The sequence below is a fragment of the Stenotrophomonas sp. KH_052 genome, assembly GCF_057838755.1.
The window spans coordinates 380,986-395,122 of sequence record NZ_CM174475.1 but is presented as its reverse complement, the minus strand read 5'-3'; the positions used below and the strand labels follow the sequence as shown (position 1 = coordinate 395,122).

Here is a 14,137-nt window from a genome sequence, read left to right as displayed (position 1 = left end):
GGGGTCGGATCCCTTTCGCATCGCGGAAGGGCTCTGACCCCATTGATGCACCCGCTTCACCACACCTTCGACCCCCGGCTGCTACAACATCCCCATGGTCGAGCAATCGCACTCCCCCGCCGACACGCGTCCCCACGGCATCCCCGCACGGCTTCGCCACTACGCTGACCGCCTGCAGGACAGTTTCCCGATGGCAGTGGCCAAGCGCTTCGTCGAAATCGACGTGCTGACCCAGGCCGCCTCGGTCTCTTTCTATGCCCTGCTGTCGATGGCACCGCTGCTGGTGCTGCTGCTGTGGCTGACCGCCTCGCTGTACCCGCCTGCGCAACAGACGCTGATCAGCCAGATCGGTTCGGTGGCCGGCAGCAGCGTGGCCAGCGTCGCCGACACCGTGCTGCACAACGCCAACAGCCAGCCCAGCGTCGGTTCATTGGCCGGGCTGTGGAGCACGCTGCTGCTGTTCGTCGGCGCCACTGCGGTGTTCGCCCAGCTGCAGAACGCGCTGAACCGCATCTTCCATACCAGTGGCCAGCGCCTGGAAGGGGTCAAGGCCTGGCTGCGCAAGCGCGTGTTCTCGTTCGGCGTGGTGCTGGCGCTGGGCTTCCTGCTGATCCTGTCGATGACCGCCACCACCGCACTGCAGGTGGTGTTCGCGCAGCTGCCCTCGGTACTGCCGGCGATCGGCTACCTGACCTCGCTGCTGCTGTACACGCTGGCCTTCGCCTTCCTCTACCACTACCTGCCGGACCGCCGCGTGGCCTGGCGGCAGGCCTTCATCGGCGGTGCCATCACCTCGGTGCTGTTCACCCTCGGCCGCTATGGCATCGGCGTCTACATCGCCACCGTGGCCCCGGGCAGTGCCTACGGTTCGATGGGCGCGCTGGTGATCTCGCTGGTCTGGATCTACTACGCCACCGCGGTGTTCTTCGTGGGTGCGTTGATGACTGCGGTGATTGACGAACGCCAGCATGCACGGGCGCAACTGGCCAGGGCCGGGGTCGAGGCCGAACAGGCCAGTCCCGACGTCGCCAGCGAGTAAACTAGGGGAATCCGCCGCCCCTGCTGCGCGCCCTGGCGGCCGCGCCCCGTTCTGTTGCCCATGGCCCGTATCCCCGACGCTTTCATCGACGACCTGCTCGCCCGCTCCGACATCGTCGAGGTGGTGGGCAGTCGCGTGCCGCTGAAACGCCAGGGCAAGGAATACGCAGCGCGCTGCCCGTTCCACGACGAGCGCTCGGCGTCGTTCACGGTCTCGCCCACCAAGCAGTTCTATCACTGCTTCGGCTGTGGCGCGCACGGCACCGCGATCAGCTTCCTGATGAACTACGACCGCCTCGAATTCCTCGACGCGGTGGATGAACTGGCCAAGCGCGCAGGCATGGAAGTGCCGCGCAGCGAGAACCCGCGCAGCCCGCAGCAACAGGACGACAGCCGCGAGCTGTATTCGGCACTTGAGGCCGCCACGAAGTTCTTCCAGAACAACCTGGAAGGCAGCGACAAGGCACGCAGCTACCTGGATGGCCGCGGTGTGGATGAAGAGAACCGCGCGCGCTTCCAGATCGGCTACGCGCCGGATGGTTACAGCGGCCTGCGCGATGCGCTGGGCAAGGACGAGCGGCGGATGAAGCTGCTCGACCGCGCCGGCCTGTTCTCCAAGAACGACCGCGGCCACGTCTACGACAAGTTCCGCGACCGGGTGATGTTCCCGATCTTCGACCGCCGTGGCCGGGTGATCGCCTTCGGTGGCCGCGTGTTCGAGAAGGACGACGGCCCCAAGTACCTCAACTCACCCGAGACCGCGCTGTTCCACAAGGGCCGCGAGCTGTACGGCCTGTGGCAGGTGCGCCAGGCCAACCAGAAGATCGAGCGGCTGATCGTGGTCGAGGGCTACATGGACGTGGTCTCGCTGTTCCAGTTCGGGGTCACCCAGGCGGTGGCGACGCTGGGTACCGCAACCACGCCGGACCATGCCGAGCTGCTATTCCGCAACGCACCGGATGTGTTCTTCTGCTTCGATGGCGACGCCGCCGGCCGCCGCGCCGGCTGGAAGGCGCTGGAGTCGGTGCTGCCGCGCATGAAGGATGGCCGCCAGGCCTTCTTCCTGTTCCTGCCCGATGGTGAGGATCCGGACAGCATCGTGCGCAAGGAAGGCGCCGACGCGTTCGACGAACGCCTGAAGCAGGCCACGCCGCTGTCGCAGTTCTTCTTCGACGAGCTCAGCCGCGAGGTCAACCTGGGTACGCTCGATGGCAAGGCGCGCCTGGCCGAGCGTGCCAAGCCGATGCTGGCGCAGATTCCCGATGGTGCGTTCGGCGACCTGATGAAACAGCAGCTGGCGCAGCTGACCGGGCTCGGCGGCAACGCCCAGGCCGCACGCGCGCCGATGCCGCAGCGCCAGCCCTCGCGAACGATCCAGCCGGTGGCCAAGCGCAGCCTGGTGCGCGGCGCGATCGCCGTGCTGCTTCAGCAGCCCTCGCTGGCGCTGACGCTGGGCGGCAAGCACCACTTCCAGGGCCTGCGCCTGCCCGGCGTGGAGCTGCTGCTGGAGCTGCTGGACCTGGTCGAGCAGCGACCGGACATCAGCACTGGCGCCCTGCTGGAGCACTTCGACGGGCGTGAGGAGCAGGCATCACTGCACACACTGGCTGCGCAGACGATGCCCGGCGACGACGCGATGTGGACCCAGGAACTGCACGATGCCGTGGCCCAGCTGGAGAAACAGCTGCTGGTGCAACGTCTGGAGGAGTTGTTGGCAAAGCAGCGTCAACAGGGTCTGGACGATACTGACAAATACGAACTGCGCGAGCTGCTGAAGGCGCGCGCCGGACTGCGCCTGTAGCGGGCAGCACGTTTTCACGGAGAGGACCATGCTGCTGCGCCTGACCTGCCTGCTGTTGTTGTCGCTCTGCCTGCCGCTGACGGCCCTGGCCGAAGACGCGCCCCTGAACGAAGTCCGCCCCGGCCTGTATGCCGGCGGCCAGCCCAGTGCCGCGCAGCTGCAGGGCTTGGCCGCGCAGGGCGTGCGCACCGTGATCGACCTGCGCCAGCCCGGCGAAGACCGCGGCTTCGACGAAACGCGCGTGGCCGAATCACTGGGCCTGCGCTACGTACGCATTCCGGTGGCCGGCGCCGACGACCTGGATGCGGCCAACATCCGTGCCGTGCACCAGGCCCTGCAGCAGAGCCAGGGACCGGTGCTGCTGCACTGCGCCTCCGGCAACCGCGCCGGTGCCGTGCTCGGCCTGGTCAATGCACGCTATGAACACGCCAGCCCGGAACAGGCCCTGCAGCTCGGCCAGCGCGCCGGCCTGAAGTCGCTGGAAGCCGCCACCCGCCAGCGCCTGGCCACGCCGGTCACCTCGCCCTGAACCCTCCGCACCAAGGACCCTGCCCACCATGACCCGCTGGTGGTCGCGCCTGCGACCGGACAACTTCACCCTCGCCCTGCTGTGCACCGTCGGCCTGGCCTCGCTGCTGCCGATGAAGGGCGCCGCCGCCATCGTCCTCGACGATGTCACCACCGTCGCCATCGCTGCGCTGTTCTTCCTGCATGGCGCACGCCTGCCGCGCGAGTCGATCATCGGCGGTATGCTGCACTGGCGGCTGCACCTGACCATCCTGGCCTGCACCTTCATCCTGTTCCCGCTGCTGGGGCTGCTGTTCAAGCCGCTGTCGGGCTGGCTGCTGACCCCAGAGCTGTACCTGGGCGTGCTGTTCCTGTGCACCCTGCCCTCCACCGTGCAGTCGTCCATCGCGTTCACCTCGATGGCACGCGGCAACGTGCCTGCCGCGGTGTGCAGCGCCTCGCTGTCGAGCATCCTCGGTGTGTTCCTGACCCCGCTGCTGCTGACCGCGCTGGCCGGCACCTCCGGCGGCGTGCATGACCCGCTGCATGCGATCGGCGGCATCATGCTGCAGCTGCTGGTGCCGTTCGTGGCCGGCCACCTGCTGCGGCCGTGGATCGCCGGCTGGGTGGAGAAGCAGCGCGCGCTGCTGCGCTACACCGACCAGGCCACCATCCTGCTGGTGGTGTACTCCGCGTTCGGCGAAGCGGTGACCGAAGGGCTGTGGAGCAAGACACCGCTGCTGTCGCTGTTCGCGGTAGCAGTGGTCGCCGCCGTGCTGCTCGGCATCGCCATGCCGCTGATCACCTTCCTCGCCCGCCGCCTGCACTTCAACCGCGAGGACGAGATCGCCATTGTGTTCTGCGGCTCGAAGAAGAGCCTGGCCACGGGTGTGCCGATCGCCAAGGTGTTGTTTGCGGGTGGCAGCCTCGGCGCCATCGTGTTGCCGGTGATGATCTACCACCAGATCCAGCTGATCGTCTGCGGCGTGATCGCGCAGCGGTATGCGCGGCGCAAGCCCTGACCCGACGCGCGGGTTGCTGCGGGAGAAACATCCACGCGCGGCGTGGATCTACTGTAGAGCCGAGCCCATGCTCGGCTGATGCCCGTGATCCGGAGTAGATCCACGCCATGCGTGGATGATCACCAGTTCGAATCGCTGTCCAGCAGCCGCGCCACACTGAAGCGCGGCAGCCACACCCACAGGTCGTAACTGCGGCCGGCGTCGGTATCCAGCCTGGGCGATGCACCTTCATGGCTGCCCAGCTGACGTGCTCCGCAGCGCTGAACGGCGGTACATCCCCAGCCTTCCCCACCACGCGCCTCGATACGCACGTTGTAAAGATCCAGATCCTTCAGCAGCGCGGTCATCGGCGGGTACGCAATCGCCTTCGGCTGCGTGCGCATGCCATGCACGTTGCCGGTCAGCACCAGCAGCCGCCCGTTCTTCGGCAGCACCTGCGCTCGCGCCCGTACTTCTTCGGCCATCGCCCGGTCACGCGCGCCGGTGCCGGCCATTTCGGCGGGAAGCACGCGGTCGAAGCCGAACACCTGCACGTCGCGCCCTTGGGTGCGCAGCACGCGTACCGCTTCGATCAGGTCGAGCATGTCTTCGCTGCGACGGCCATCGTGCATCCGGCTGCGGACGTTCCAGTACGTCGTGCCACGCAATGCAGCGCGCGCTTGGGCCGTGCCGGCAGACGCCATATAGGTCGCCAGCGCGGCGTTCTCGTCAGTCGGCAGCTCCAAAGCCAACCGCACCGGTGCGCCGTCGGCCGCGTAGGCCTCCACCAGCTCCCGAATCAGCAGCGGAGTCTCGCGGGTACCGTGGAATTCGCCCAGTACCAGCAGGCGATGGTCACCGGCGTGCTGGCGGATCTGCGCGGCGGTGTCATCGGCATGCGCATTAAGGGCCATGCCGAGCGCCAGCAGCAACGCAGTGGTCCAGCGGAAGATCGAATGCATCCCTGCTCCCTCCTTTCCTTGGGGTCAGGAACAGCAATGGCGACGCCACTGGAAGAGATCAAGTGTAGAGCCGAGCCCACGCTCGGCTGTTCTTCCCCCCCCTCAGCCGAGCATGGGCTCGGCTCTACAGTGGATTGGCGCCATGGATCAGACGGGGTCAGAGCCCCTTCGGGGATCCGACCCCGAGGTCACAACCAGGGCAGGATCCAGTGGTCGACCAGCAGGAACGCAAACAGCGCCATCAGGTAGACGATGGAGTAATAGAACATCTTCATCGAGAACAGTTCGTCCGGCGGGTCCAGCATGCGCCAGGCGTACCAGAGGAACACGGCGTTGAGCACGATCGCGCCGCCCAGGTAGAACGCACCGCTCATGCCCACCAGGTAAGGCAGCAGGCAGACCAGCGCCAGCACCACCGAATACACCATGATCTGCTTGCGGGTGTGCACCACGCCGTGGGTCACCGGCAGCATCGGAATTTCCGCCTTGGCGTAATCCTCGCGGCGGAAGATCGCCAGCGCCCAGAAGTGCGGCGGCGTCCAGATGAAGATGATCAGCACCAGCAGCGACGAGTACGCCCAGTCCGACGAGCCCTGCATGCCGGTCACCGCGGCCCAGCCCAGCATCGGCGGCATCGCGCCGGCCAGGCCACCGATGACGATGTTCTGCGAGGTCGCACGCTTCAGGTACACGGTGTAGATGACCGCGTAACCGATCAGCGAGGCGAAGGTCAGCACTGCGGTGATCAGGTTCACCCACAGCACCAGGATCACCATCGACAGCACGATCAGCACGCTGGCGAACACCAGCACCTGCCACGGCTTGACCTTGCCCACCACCAGCGGCCGCCACGAGGTACGTGCCATCTGCGCATCGATGTGCGCATCCAGCAGCTGGTTGATCGCGGCCGCGGCCGACGCCGCCAGCCAGATGCCGAGGAAGCCGAGCACGCCGGCGCGCACCTGCTCCCAGCTGGGCACGCCGGGGATGGCCAGGACCATGCCGACCAGGGCAGTGAAAACAATGAGGGCGACGACCTTGGGCTTGGTCAGGTCCCAGTACTGGCGGTAATTGGAAAACATGGAATCAGTCCGGGGCACGCAGGCGGGCCAGCAGGCTGACCAGCACGAACAACAGGGCAACGGCCACGCCGTTGTGGGCCACCGCCACTTCCAGCGGCAGCGCCAGCTTTACATTGAGGATGCCGAGGGTGACCTGCAGCACCAGCAGCGCGATCAGCGCGCTGGCCCAGCCACGCATGCTCGGCAACCGGAACAGGCGCACGCCCAGCCACAGCAGGTAAACGGCCACCACCACCGCGAACATGCGGTGCGCCATCTGGATGGCGATACGCGAGGCGCCATCCAGCACGCCCCCTTCGTAGTCCACGCCGATGCCGCGCCACAGGGTGAAGCCCTCGACGAAATTGTGCTGCGGCCACCACTGGTTGGCGCAGCGCGGGAAGTTGTCCAGCGAGGCACTGCCGCCGCCGCAGGCCAGCGCCGCGTAGTTGGCGCTGACCCAACCGCCCAGTGCGATCTGGGTGACCAGCACCGCCACGCCGATGCGCAGCAGCCACTTCAGCTTCGGTGCTTCGGCCAGGGTGATCGGCATGTGCGTGGCGCGCCACGCCATCCACACCAGCAGGCCGAACATCAGCATGCCGCCCAGCAGATGGCCCATCACCACCACCGGCTTCAGCAGCAGGGTCACCGTCCACATGCCCAGCAGGGCCTGGAAGATCACCACCGCCAAGGTCAGCAACGCAGCGCGGGCGAGGTCGATGTTGCTCCAGCGCAGCGCGGCGATCAGCAGGATCGCCTCGCCGATCAGCGCCAGGGCGCTGGCCGTGCCATGCCAGCCCATCATGTACAGCGGTATGCCGGCGGCCACCAGCACGCAGGCGGTCACCACCGCCGTGCTTCCGAATCGCCGCTTGCGCGTGGCCAGCAGCGCCAGGGTCAGGATCTCGATGCCCAGCGCGCCGGCCAGGAAGCGGTGCACCTGCTCACGCCAGGCCTTGTGCGTTTCCAGCGGACGGATCTCCGTCGCCGGGTGGCCCAGGGTCTCTTCCACATGCTGCGGCCAGGTGGCCTGCCCATAGCAGGTCGGCCAGTCCGGGCAGCTCAGGCCGGCATCGGACAGACGCACGAACGCACCGAACATGATCGTGCTCGCAGTCATGATCATGGCGAACCACGCCAGGCGGTGGAAATTGCGGTGCAGCGCCGGACGCGCGGAAAGGCTCATCAAACAGGACTCACTTCAGTTTCAGCAACGTGGCCATGTCCTTGCGCAGGCCACCGAGGTCGCTGCCCGGGGCATGACGCATGATCACGAAGCCGTTCGGATCGATCACGTAGACCGGCAGGCCCGCCGGATCATCGACGCCCGGCAACGCCGCGCGCAGGGCTGGCGACGGAGCCAGCGGCCGCAACGCGGGCAGCGAGGCGATCGACGCCGGTGGCGTTCCCAGCCACAGAATCTCGACATTATCGGCGTTATGGCCGAACAGCTGCCACACCTTGCCCAGTCCCTGCGACAAAGTGACGCACTGCGCATCACAGGCCCCGGCCGGTGCCACCAGCAGACGCCAGGTACGCGCCTCGGGGTTCCAAGGGTAGGGTTGGCCATTGGCCAGGGCCGGAGCCTGCTGCCGCAGGTCGACCGGCGGCTTCAGCAGCTGGCCGGCATTGCGGTGCCCGGTCGGCTGCCAGCCGGTGAAGCGCAGCACGGCGGCCAGCGCCATCGCCCCGAAGAACACGGCAAACAGCAGCACCAGGGTCCGGCGGCCGGAGCCGCGCGCCTGCGGGGACGTAGCAGTGTTCATGCGGGGCATTTTCTCATGGTTGGGTAGAGGATGCTGACTGCGCCGGGCGTAACTCCCGAACGGTTCCGGGTGGCTCCCTTGCACTGGTAGCGCCCGACCTTGGTCGGGGAACAGCGCCGACCAAGGTCGGCAACTACCGGGACCCTGATCAATGACGTCTCCTGCGCCGCTCCAGCACCAGCGCAACGACCAGCACGGTCAGGGCCAGCCCGAACCACTGCACGGCGTAGCCCAGGTGGCGCTGTGGCGGCAGCGTGTTCGGCAGCAGGTCCAGATCGCGTTCGTCGCCGAACGGCAGCGCCGGATCCAGCCGCAGCACGCGGTCGGGTAATGCCGGCAGGCCAAGCGCCTGCGCGAGACCCTCGGCGGGCAAGCGGCTGGCCAGCCAACGCCCGGCCTCATCGGTTGCGGAGAATGCGGGACCCAGTGCCAGTCCCGCCGACGGCGGCGGCGCCAGCAGCCCGCGCACGGCCACTGGCGAAGGCGGCGCCGGCACATCCGGCAGCGTGCGATCCGGCGGCAGCGCGCGCCAGCCGAGATCGACCAGCAGCACGCTGCATCCGTCACTGCGGAACGGACGATAGATCTTCACCCCGGCGCGACCATGCCGAGTCTGGTTGTCCAGCAGCACCACGCCGGGCAGGAAACGGCCATGGTCGGCCACACCGTGCAACGCGCCGGGGGCCGCGAGTGCCTGCGACAGCGGCAACGCCTGTGCCACAGCTGGACCCTGCGCATCCAACATTGCCTGTTTGGCATGCATGCGCTGCAGCTGCCACAGCCCCAATGCGGTGAAAGCGGCCATCGCCAGCAGCGCCAACAGCCAGCCGATCAGGCGCGTGTGCTGGCGCATCATGACAAGTCCGCGCAAACGCGGTCAGATAGGCCCATCCACCCTGCCCTCGAGCCGCGCATGAGTGATTCGCTGAAGACCCTGCTGGTAATCGCGTTTCTGATCGTCATCGTCTGGAATCTGGGCGCCGGCCTGTATTACCTGCTGGTCGACCGCGGCCAGACCAAGCGCACGGTCAACGCACTGACACGCCGCATCGGGATGTCGGTGGCCTTGATCGTACTGGTGATCGTGAGCATCTACATGGGCTGGATCAAACCGCACGGTATCGGCGGCTGAGGCCACCGATACGTGCGCGGTCAAAGCACGTAGACGAACATGAAGAGCATCAGCCACACCACGTCGACGAAGTGCCAGTACCACGCGGCGGCTTCGAAACCGAAATGGTTGTCGCGGGTGAAGTGCCCCTTCGCCGAACGCAGCCACATCACGATCAGCATGATCGTGCCCAGCAGCACGTGCGCGCCGTGGAAGCCGGTCAGCATGAAGAACGTCGAACCGTAGATGCCCGAACCGAGCGTCAGGTTCAGTTCCTTGTAGGCGTGGATGTACTCCTCCGCCTGCAGGGTCAGGAAGCCGAGGCCGAGCACCACGGTCAGGCCCAGCCAGATCAGCAGCTGGCGGCGGTTACCGGCCTTCAGCGCGTGATGGGCGATGGTCAGGGTCACGCCGGAGGTGAGCAGGATCAGCGTGTTGATCAGCGGCAGGCCCCAGGCCGGAATGGTCTGGAACGCACCACCGATCGCCGCCGGGCCATTGGTGGGCCAACCCGCCGAGTAGCCCTGCCAGAGCAGCTCGTTGGTCATCACCCCGCGGCCTTCACCGCTGAGCCACGACAGGCCCAGGTTGCGGGTGTAGAACAGCGCGCCGAAGAACGCACCGAAGAACATCACTTCGGAGAAGATGAACCAGATCATCCCCATCCGGAACGAGCCATCGACCTGATGGTTGTAGTTGCCGGCCTGCGATTCGCGCACCACGTCGCTGAACCACCAGAACAGGGTCAGCACCAGCATCGCGATGCCGATGTAGAACGTCCAGCGTCCCCAGCTGGCATCGTTGAGCCAGCTGGCCACGCCTACCATGGTCACCATCATCGCGATGGAACCCACGAACGGCCATTTGCTCTGGGCCGGGACGAAGTACACGTTGGCGTCGGTCGGTGTCTGGGCCATGTCGGTATCCGGGGTCAGGGTGCGGCGTGCGCGCCTTCCGAGGTGGCGGCCGGAGCCAGCCGATCGGACAGCGCGTCATTGCGGTAGAAGGTGTAGGACAGGGTGATCGTCTTGATCTCCGGCGGCAGGTCCGGATCGACGATGAAGCGCACCGGCATGTCGCGCTTCTCGCCGGCCTGCAGCGTCTGCGCGGTGAAGCAGAAGCACTCGGTCTTGCTGAAGAAACCCGACGCGCGCGCCGGCGCCACCGAAGGCACCGCGCTGCCGACCACTGCCTGCTGGCTGTCGTTGCGGGCGAAGTACAGCGCTTCGTTGAGTTCGCCGGGCACCACGTCCATGGTCAGCTGCTCGGGATGGAACGACCATGGCAGCCGTGAGTTGACCCCGCCATCGAATTCCACGCGCACGGTGCGCTTGCCGGCCGCCGCGCCGGCACTCTCTTCGCCACCGGGACCGCGTTCCAGGCGCACGCCGAACACCTTTTCGCAGGCGATGCGGTACAGCGGTACCAGCGAGAACGTGAGCAGGAACACCGCCACCGCCACGCCGATCAGGCGCGGCAGCCCGGCGCTGGGTGACGGTGTGCTGGCCGGCGCCTCGCTCATCGGCCGATCACGCCGCTGAGGATGAAGCCGACGTAGACCAGCACGGCGATGGCGCCGACCCACATCGCCGTGCGCCTGGCGCGCTGGCGTTGCTGCTCGATGCTTCCACCCTGGTAGAGCCGACCGCTGGTCGGCTGCTTTTCGTCAGTCGAGCATGGCTCGACTCTACCCAGGGCATCAGCCGAGCATGGCTCGGCTCTACAGGTCTGCAGCGGGCCTTCGTTGTGCATCGCGCACCTCAATGACTGATGTCGTCGTGTGCCAGGTCGCCCGGGCGGATCGTCGGCGGCGTGGTGAAGGTATGCGCCGGCGCCGGCGACGGCAGCGTCCATTCCAGGCCGCGCGCACCTTCCCAGGAACGGGCCTCGGCCTTCTCACCGTTGCGCAGCGAGGACAGCAGGATCGCGGCCATCATGAACGGCGTGGCGAACATGCCGAACGCACCGATCGAGCTGATCAGGTTCCAGTCGGCGAAGGCCACGCTGTAGTCGGGAATACGCCGCGGCATGCCGGCCAGGCCGAGGAAGTGCTGCGGGAAGAACAACAGGTTGACGAACACGATCGACCACCAGAAGTGCACCTTGGCCCACTTCTCGCTATACATCCGCCCGGTCCACTTCGGCCACCAGTAGTACACCGCGGCGATCAGCGCGAACACCGCGCCGGTCACCAGCACGTAGTGGAAGTGCGCGACCACGAAGTAGGTATCGTGGTACTGGAAGTCGGCGGCGACGATCGCCAGCATCAGGCCGGAGAAGCCACCAATGGTGAACAGGATGACGAAGGCCACCGACCACAGCATCGGTGCCTCGAACGTCAGCGAGCCACGCCACATGGTGCTGACCCAGTTGAACACCTTCACGCCGGTCGGGATCGAAATCAGCATGGTGGCGAACATGAAGTAGATCTCGCCGCCCAGCGGCATGCCCACGGTGAACATGTGGTGGGCCCAGACGATGAACGACAGGAACGCGATGGCGGCGGTGGCGTACACCATCGCCTGGTAGCCGAACAGCGGCTTGCGGCTGAAGGTCGGGATGATCTCGCTGACCACGCCGAAGGCGGGCAGGATCATGATGTAGACCTCGGGGTGCCCGAAGAACCAGAAGATGTGCTGGTACATCACCGGGTCACCGCCACCGGCGGCGTTGAAGAAGCTGGTGCCGAAGAACTTGTCGGTCAACAGCATGGTCACCGCACCAGCCAGCACCGGCATCACCGCGATCAGCAGGAACGCGGTGATCAGCCAGGCCCAGCAGAAGATCGGCATCTTCAGCAGATCGATGCCCGGCGCACGCATGTTCAGCACGGTGGCGATGATGTTGATCGCGCCCATGATCGAACTGATGCCGGCCACATGGATGGCGAACACGCTGAAGGCGACGTTGTAGCCGCCCTGCAGCGACAGCGGCGGGTACAGCGTCCAGCCACCGGCCGGCGCGCCGCCGGGCAGGAACAGGGTCAGCAGCAGCAGGCTGAAAGCCACCGGCAGCAGCCAGAACGACCAGTTGTTCATGCGCGGCAGCGCCATGTCCGGCGCGCCGATCTGCAGCGGGATCATCCAGTTGGCGAGGCCGACGAAGGCCGGCATCACGCCGCCAAAGATCATCACCAGCGCATGCACGGTGGTCATCTGGTTGAAGAACTCGGGCTTGACGAACTGCAGGCCCGGCTGCGCCAGCTCGGCGCGAATCACCACGCTCATCGCCGCACCGATGATGAACATGATGAAGCTGAAACCCAGGTACAGCGTGCCGATGTCCTTGTGGTTGGTCGAGAAGAACCAACGCTCGAAGAAACTCTGCTGGTGATGGTGATCGTCGTGCCCAACTGCCGAGTGCGCCATTGCAAAACACCTCTCAGAATCGGTTGTCTCCACGGCCGCGAACGGCCGCGGGCTTTACATCACGCGCCGCTGGCAGCGGTGGCAGGTGCGCTGCCCGCTTCTGCAGCAGCAGGCGCAGCCGGTGCCTCGCTCGCCGGTGCAGCCGGTTCGGCAGGTGCCGCCGGCGTTGCCGGCCCAGCGGGCGGCGCCGGCTTGCGCTGCGCCAGCCACTGTTTGAACTCCTCCTTGGACACCGCCTCGACCACGATCGGCATGAAGCCATGGTCCTTGCCGCACAGCTCGGCGCACTGGCCGCGGTAGACGCCGGGCTGCTCGATGCTGGTCCAGGCTTCATTGATGAAGCCGGGGATGGCGTCCTGCTTCCAGCCCAGTGCCGGTACCCACCAGGCGTGGATCACGTCGTCGGAGGTGATGACGAAGCGCACCTTGGTATCGACCGGCAGCACCAGCCGGTTGTCGACATCCAGCAGGTAATGCGGATGGCTCTCACGGGTCGGCACGACCCCGCTCTGCCGCACGCGGTCGGACTCGCGGTCCAGGCGGCTGGTGAAGGTGACGTTCTCACCGAGATACTCGTACTTCCACATCCACTGGTAGCCGGTGACCTTCACCGTCATCTCGGCATCGCGGGTGTCGTACATCTTGATCAGGTTGGCCGTGGCCGGCCACGCCATCACCACCAGGATGATCACCGGGATCACTGTCCAGATGATTTCGGCCTTGGTGTTGTGGCTGAAGGTGGCGGCCACCGCGCCCTTCGACTTGCGGAACTTGAACATGGCGTAGGCCATGGCGCCGAACACGATCACGCCGATCACCGTACAGACGATCAGCGAGAGATTGTTCGATTCCCAGGCCAGGCGTGAGGTCTGGGTCACCCCCTTGCCCATGTTCAGCTGCCACGGTTTTGGATCGGCCGCCTGGGCCAGTGCCGTCCCCGGCATCGACAGCAGAGCCGCCATCGTGGCGACCATTGCAACGCACTTCGTGCCCCACCCTCTGCTTTGCTTCATTGCCTAGACCCTTAGCGTCGTCGGTTGCCGCCATCGCTGGCGGCGAGCAAATCTTCAAGCGTTTCAACAAGCGTTTGACGTTCGGCCGGCGCGAGGAAACTCCCCACCTCCACCTGCCGGCCGCTGGATGCCAGCCGGACCTTCTCGTCGTCGGTGAGCAGGCGCACCCAGTGCGGGTGGGCCCGGAACACCGGCGATCCACCGGGTACGGGGATGACCTCCACGCACGCCGGTACTACCCGGATCTCCTCCTGCCGTTCACCGCTGCGCCACAACGCGCGCAACGCGGCTGCCAGCAGCAGGCTGTACAGCAGCGCGAACAGGGGAGCGAATGCATTGCCGGCCAACCACCCGAAGGCGGACACCAGCCACATCGCTCCCGACAACACAGCAAACAACAGGACGAACTGCCGGGCATCGAGCGCCCGTGGGGGACGCAGTCGCAGCTGCGTACCTGATCCATCTGGAGCTGTAAGCACCTCGATCATGTCGCAACCGCGTTCCTG

At 66.4% G+C, this 14,137-nt stretch carries 16 protein-coding genes; 5 read left to right on the top strand and 11 right to left on the bottom strand.

The window, feature by feature from the left end:
- Positions 1-94: 94 nt before the first annotated feature.
- The 4 genes from AC3ITW_RS01715 to AC3ITW_RS01700 are packed head-to-tail and all read left to right on the top strand — an operon-like array spanning position 95 to position 4,368.
- A complete protein-coding gene (locus AC3ITW_RS01715; RefSeq protein ID WP_489389997.1) occupies positions 95-1,039 on the top strand; it encodes a YihY/virulence factor BrkB family protein in 945 nt (314 codons plus the stop codon).
- Positions 1,040-1,099: 60 nt separating this feature from the next.
- Positions 1,100-2,839 carry a DNA primase gene (dnaG, locus tag AC3ITW_RS01710; RefSeq protein ID WP_004138581.1) on the top strand — a complete coding sequence of 580 codons (1,740 nt, stop codon included), beginning with the start codon at positions 1,100-1,102 and terminating at the stop codon, positions 2,837-2,839.
- Between the two features lie 28 nt (positions 2,840-2,867).
- Entirely contained in the window at positions 2,868-3,368 is a 501-nt protein-coding gene (locus AC3ITW_RS01705; protein ID WP_489389996.1) for a protein tyrosine phosphatase family protein, read from the top strand.
- A gap of 28 nt (positions 3,369-3,396) precedes the next feature.
- On the top strand, positions 3,397-4,368 hold the full coding sequence (locus tag AC3ITW_RS01700; protein ID WP_004138540.1) for a bile acid:sodium symporter family protein: 972 nt from the start codon (positions 3,397-3,399) through the stop codon (positions 4,366-4,368).
- A gap of 119 nt (positions 4,369-4,487) precedes the next feature.
- Here the strand turns inward: AC3ITW_RS01700 and AC3ITW_RS01695 are convergent, their stop codons facing one another.
- From AC3ITW_RS01695 to AC3ITW_RS01675, 5 genes are all read right to left on the bottom strand, one after another.
- Positions 4,488-5,309 (bottom strand): TraB/GumN family protein, encoded by an 822-nt coding sequence (locus tag AC3ITW_RS01695; protein ID WP_489389995.1) that lies wholly within the window; start codon positions 5,307-5,309, stop codon positions 4,488-4,490.
- 188 nt (positions 5,310-5,497) lie between these two features.
- Positions 5,498-6,391: a heme o synthase gene (cyoE, locus tag AC3ITW_RS01690; protein WP_004138490.1), complete on the bottom strand. Its 894-nt coding sequence runs from the start codon at positions 6,389-6,391 to the stop codon at positions 5,498-5,500.
- Positions 6,392-6,395: 4 nt separating this feature from the next.
- Positions 6,396-7,559, bottom strand: a complete 1,164-nt coding sequence (locus AC3ITW_RS01685; RefSeq protein ID WP_004138484.1) for a COX15/CtaA family protein — start codon at positions 7,557-7,559, stop codon at positions 6,396-6,398.
- Positions 7,560-7,569: 10 nt separating this feature from the next.
- Positions 7,570-8,139 carry a hypothetical protein gene (locus AC3ITW_RS01680; RefSeq protein WP_012509837.1) on the bottom strand — a complete coding sequence of 190 codons (570 nt, stop codon included), beginning with the start codon at positions 8,137-8,139 and terminating at the stop codon, positions 7,570-7,572.
- Positions 8,140-8,287: 148 nt separating this feature from the next.
- Entirely contained in the window at positions 8,288-8,995 is a 708-nt protein-coding gene (locus AC3ITW_RS01675; protein WP_489389994.1) for an SURF1 family protein, read from the bottom strand.
- A gap of 57 nt (positions 8,996-9,052) precedes the next feature.
- On the opposite strand from AC3ITW_RS01675, the gene AC3ITW_RS01670 reads away from it, so the two are divergent.
- On the top strand, positions 9,053-9,271 hold the full coding sequence (locus tag AC3ITW_RS01670) for a twin transmembrane helix small protein (protein WP_032968325.1): 219 nt from the start codon (positions 9,053-9,055) through the stop codon (positions 9,269-9,271).
- Between the two features lie 20 nt (positions 9,272-9,291).
- Here the strand turns inward: AC3ITW_RS01670 and AC3ITW_RS01665 are convergent, their stop codons facing one another.
- Genes AC3ITW_RS01665 through AC3ITW_RS01640 form a run of 6 tightly spaced genes read right to left on the bottom strand, consistent with a single transcriptional unit; the run spans position 9,292 to position 14,119 of the window.
- Positions 9,292-10,167 carry a cytochrome c oxidase subunit 3 gene (locus AC3ITW_RS01665; protein ID WP_005412024.1) on the bottom strand — a complete coding sequence of 292 codons (876 nt, stop codon included), beginning with the start codon at positions 10,165-10,167 and terminating at the stop codon, positions 9,292-9,294.
- 14 nt (positions 10,168-10,181) lie between these two features.
- Entirely contained in the window at positions 10,182-10,772 is a 591-nt protein-coding gene (locus AC3ITW_RS01660; RefSeq protein ID WP_489389993.1) for a cytochrome c oxidase assembly protein, read from the bottom strand.
- The gene (locus AC3ITW_RS01655; RefSeq protein ID WP_065724850.1) at positions 10,769-11,002 is read right to left on the bottom strand and encodes a hypothetical protein; all 234 of its coding nucleotides are present in this window, start codon (positions 11,000-11,002) and stop codon (positions 10,769-10,771) included. Before AC3ITW_RS01655 ends, AC3ITW_RS01660 begins: the two co-directional genes overlap by 4 nt.
- 8 nt (positions 11,003-11,010) lie before the next feature.
- Positions 11,011-12,618: a cytochrome c oxidase subunit I gene (ctaD, locus tag AC3ITW_RS01650; RefSeq protein WP_012509834.1), complete on the bottom strand. Its 1,608-nt coding sequence runs from the start codon at positions 12,616-12,618 to the stop codon at positions 11,011-11,013.
- 59 nt (positions 12,619-12,677) lie between these two features.
- Complete coding sequence (gene coxB / locus AC3ITW_RS01645) at positions 12,678-13,631, bottom strand: cytochrome c oxidase subunit II (protein WP_004138437.1); 954 nt, start codon at positions 13,629-13,631, stop codon at positions 12,678-12,680.
- Positions 13,632-13,642: 11 nt separating this feature from the next.
- A complete protein-coding gene (locus tag AC3ITW_RS01640; protein WP_012509832.1) occupies positions 13,643-14,119 on the bottom strand; it encodes a DUF2244 domain-containing protein in 477 nt (158 codons plus the stop codon).
- Positions 14,120-14,137: the final 18 nt, after the last annotated feature.

Bases quoted from the DNA above. Each gene is read 5' to 3' on its own strand.
- AC3ITW_RS01655 (WP_065724850.1), bottom strand. From the start codon at position 11,002: ATGCACAACGAAGGCCCGCTGCAGACCTGTAGAGCCGAGCCATGCTCG.
- dnaG (WP_004138581.1), top strand. From the start codon at position 1,100: ATGGCCCGTATCCCCGACGCTTTCATCGACGACCTGCTCGCCCGCTCC.
- AC3ITW_RS01695 (WP_489389995.1), bottom strand. From the start codon at position 5,309: ATGCATTCGATCTTCCGCTGGACCACTGCGTTGCTGCTGGCGCTCGGC.
- ctaD (WP_012509834.1), bottom strand. From the start codon at position 12,618: ATGGCGCACTCGGCAGTTGGGCACGACGATCACCATCACCAGCAGAGT.
- AC3ITW_RS01675 (WP_489389994.1), bottom strand. From the start codon at position 8,995: ATGATGCGCCAGCACACGCGCCTGATCGGCTGGCTGTTGGCGCTGCTG.
- AC3ITW_RS01715 (WP_489389997.1), top strand. From the start codon at position 95: ATGGTCGAGCAATCGCACTCCCCCGCCGACACGCGTCCCCACGGCATC.
- AC3ITW_RS01685 (WP_004138484.1), bottom strand. From the start codon at position 7,559: ATGAGCCTTTCCGCGCGTCCGGCGCTGCACCGCAATTTCCACCGCCTG.
- cyoE (WP_004138490.1), bottom strand. From the start codon at position 6,391: ATGTTTTCCAATTACCGCCAGTACTGGGACCTGACCAAGCCCAAGGTC.
- AC3ITW_RS01640 (WP_012509832.1), bottom strand. From the start codon at position 14,119: ATGATCGAGGTGCTTACAGCTCCAGATGGATCAGGTACGCAGCTGCGA.
- AC3ITW_RS01700 (WP_004138540.1), top strand. From the start codon at position 3,397: ATGACCCGCTGGTGGTCGCGCCTGCGACCGGACAACTTCACCCTCGCC.
- AC3ITW_RS01705 (WP_489389996.1), top strand. From the start codon at position 2,868: ATGCTGCTGCGCCTGACCTGCCTGCTGTTGTTGTCGCTCTGCCTGCCG.
- AC3ITW_RS01665 (WP_005412024.1), bottom strand. From the start codon at position 10,167: ATGGCCCAGACACCGACCGACGCCAACGTGTACTTCGTCCCGGCCCAG.
- AC3ITW_RS01660 (WP_489389993.1), bottom strand. From the start codon at position 10,772: ATGAGCGAGGCGCCGGCCAGCACACCGTCACCCAGCGCCGGGCTGCCG.
- AC3ITW_RS01680 (WP_012509837.1), bottom strand. From the start codon at position 8,139: ATGAACACTGCTACGTCCCCGCAGGCGCGCGGCTCCGGCCGCCGGACC.
- AC3ITW_RS01670 (WP_032968325.1), top strand. From the start codon at position 9,053: ATGAGTGATTCGCTGAAGACCCTGCTGGTAATCGCGTTTCTGATCGTC.
- coxB (WP_004138437.1), bottom strand. From the start codon at position 13,631: ATGAAGCAAAGCAGAGGGTGGGGCACGAAGTGCGTTGCAATGGTCGCC.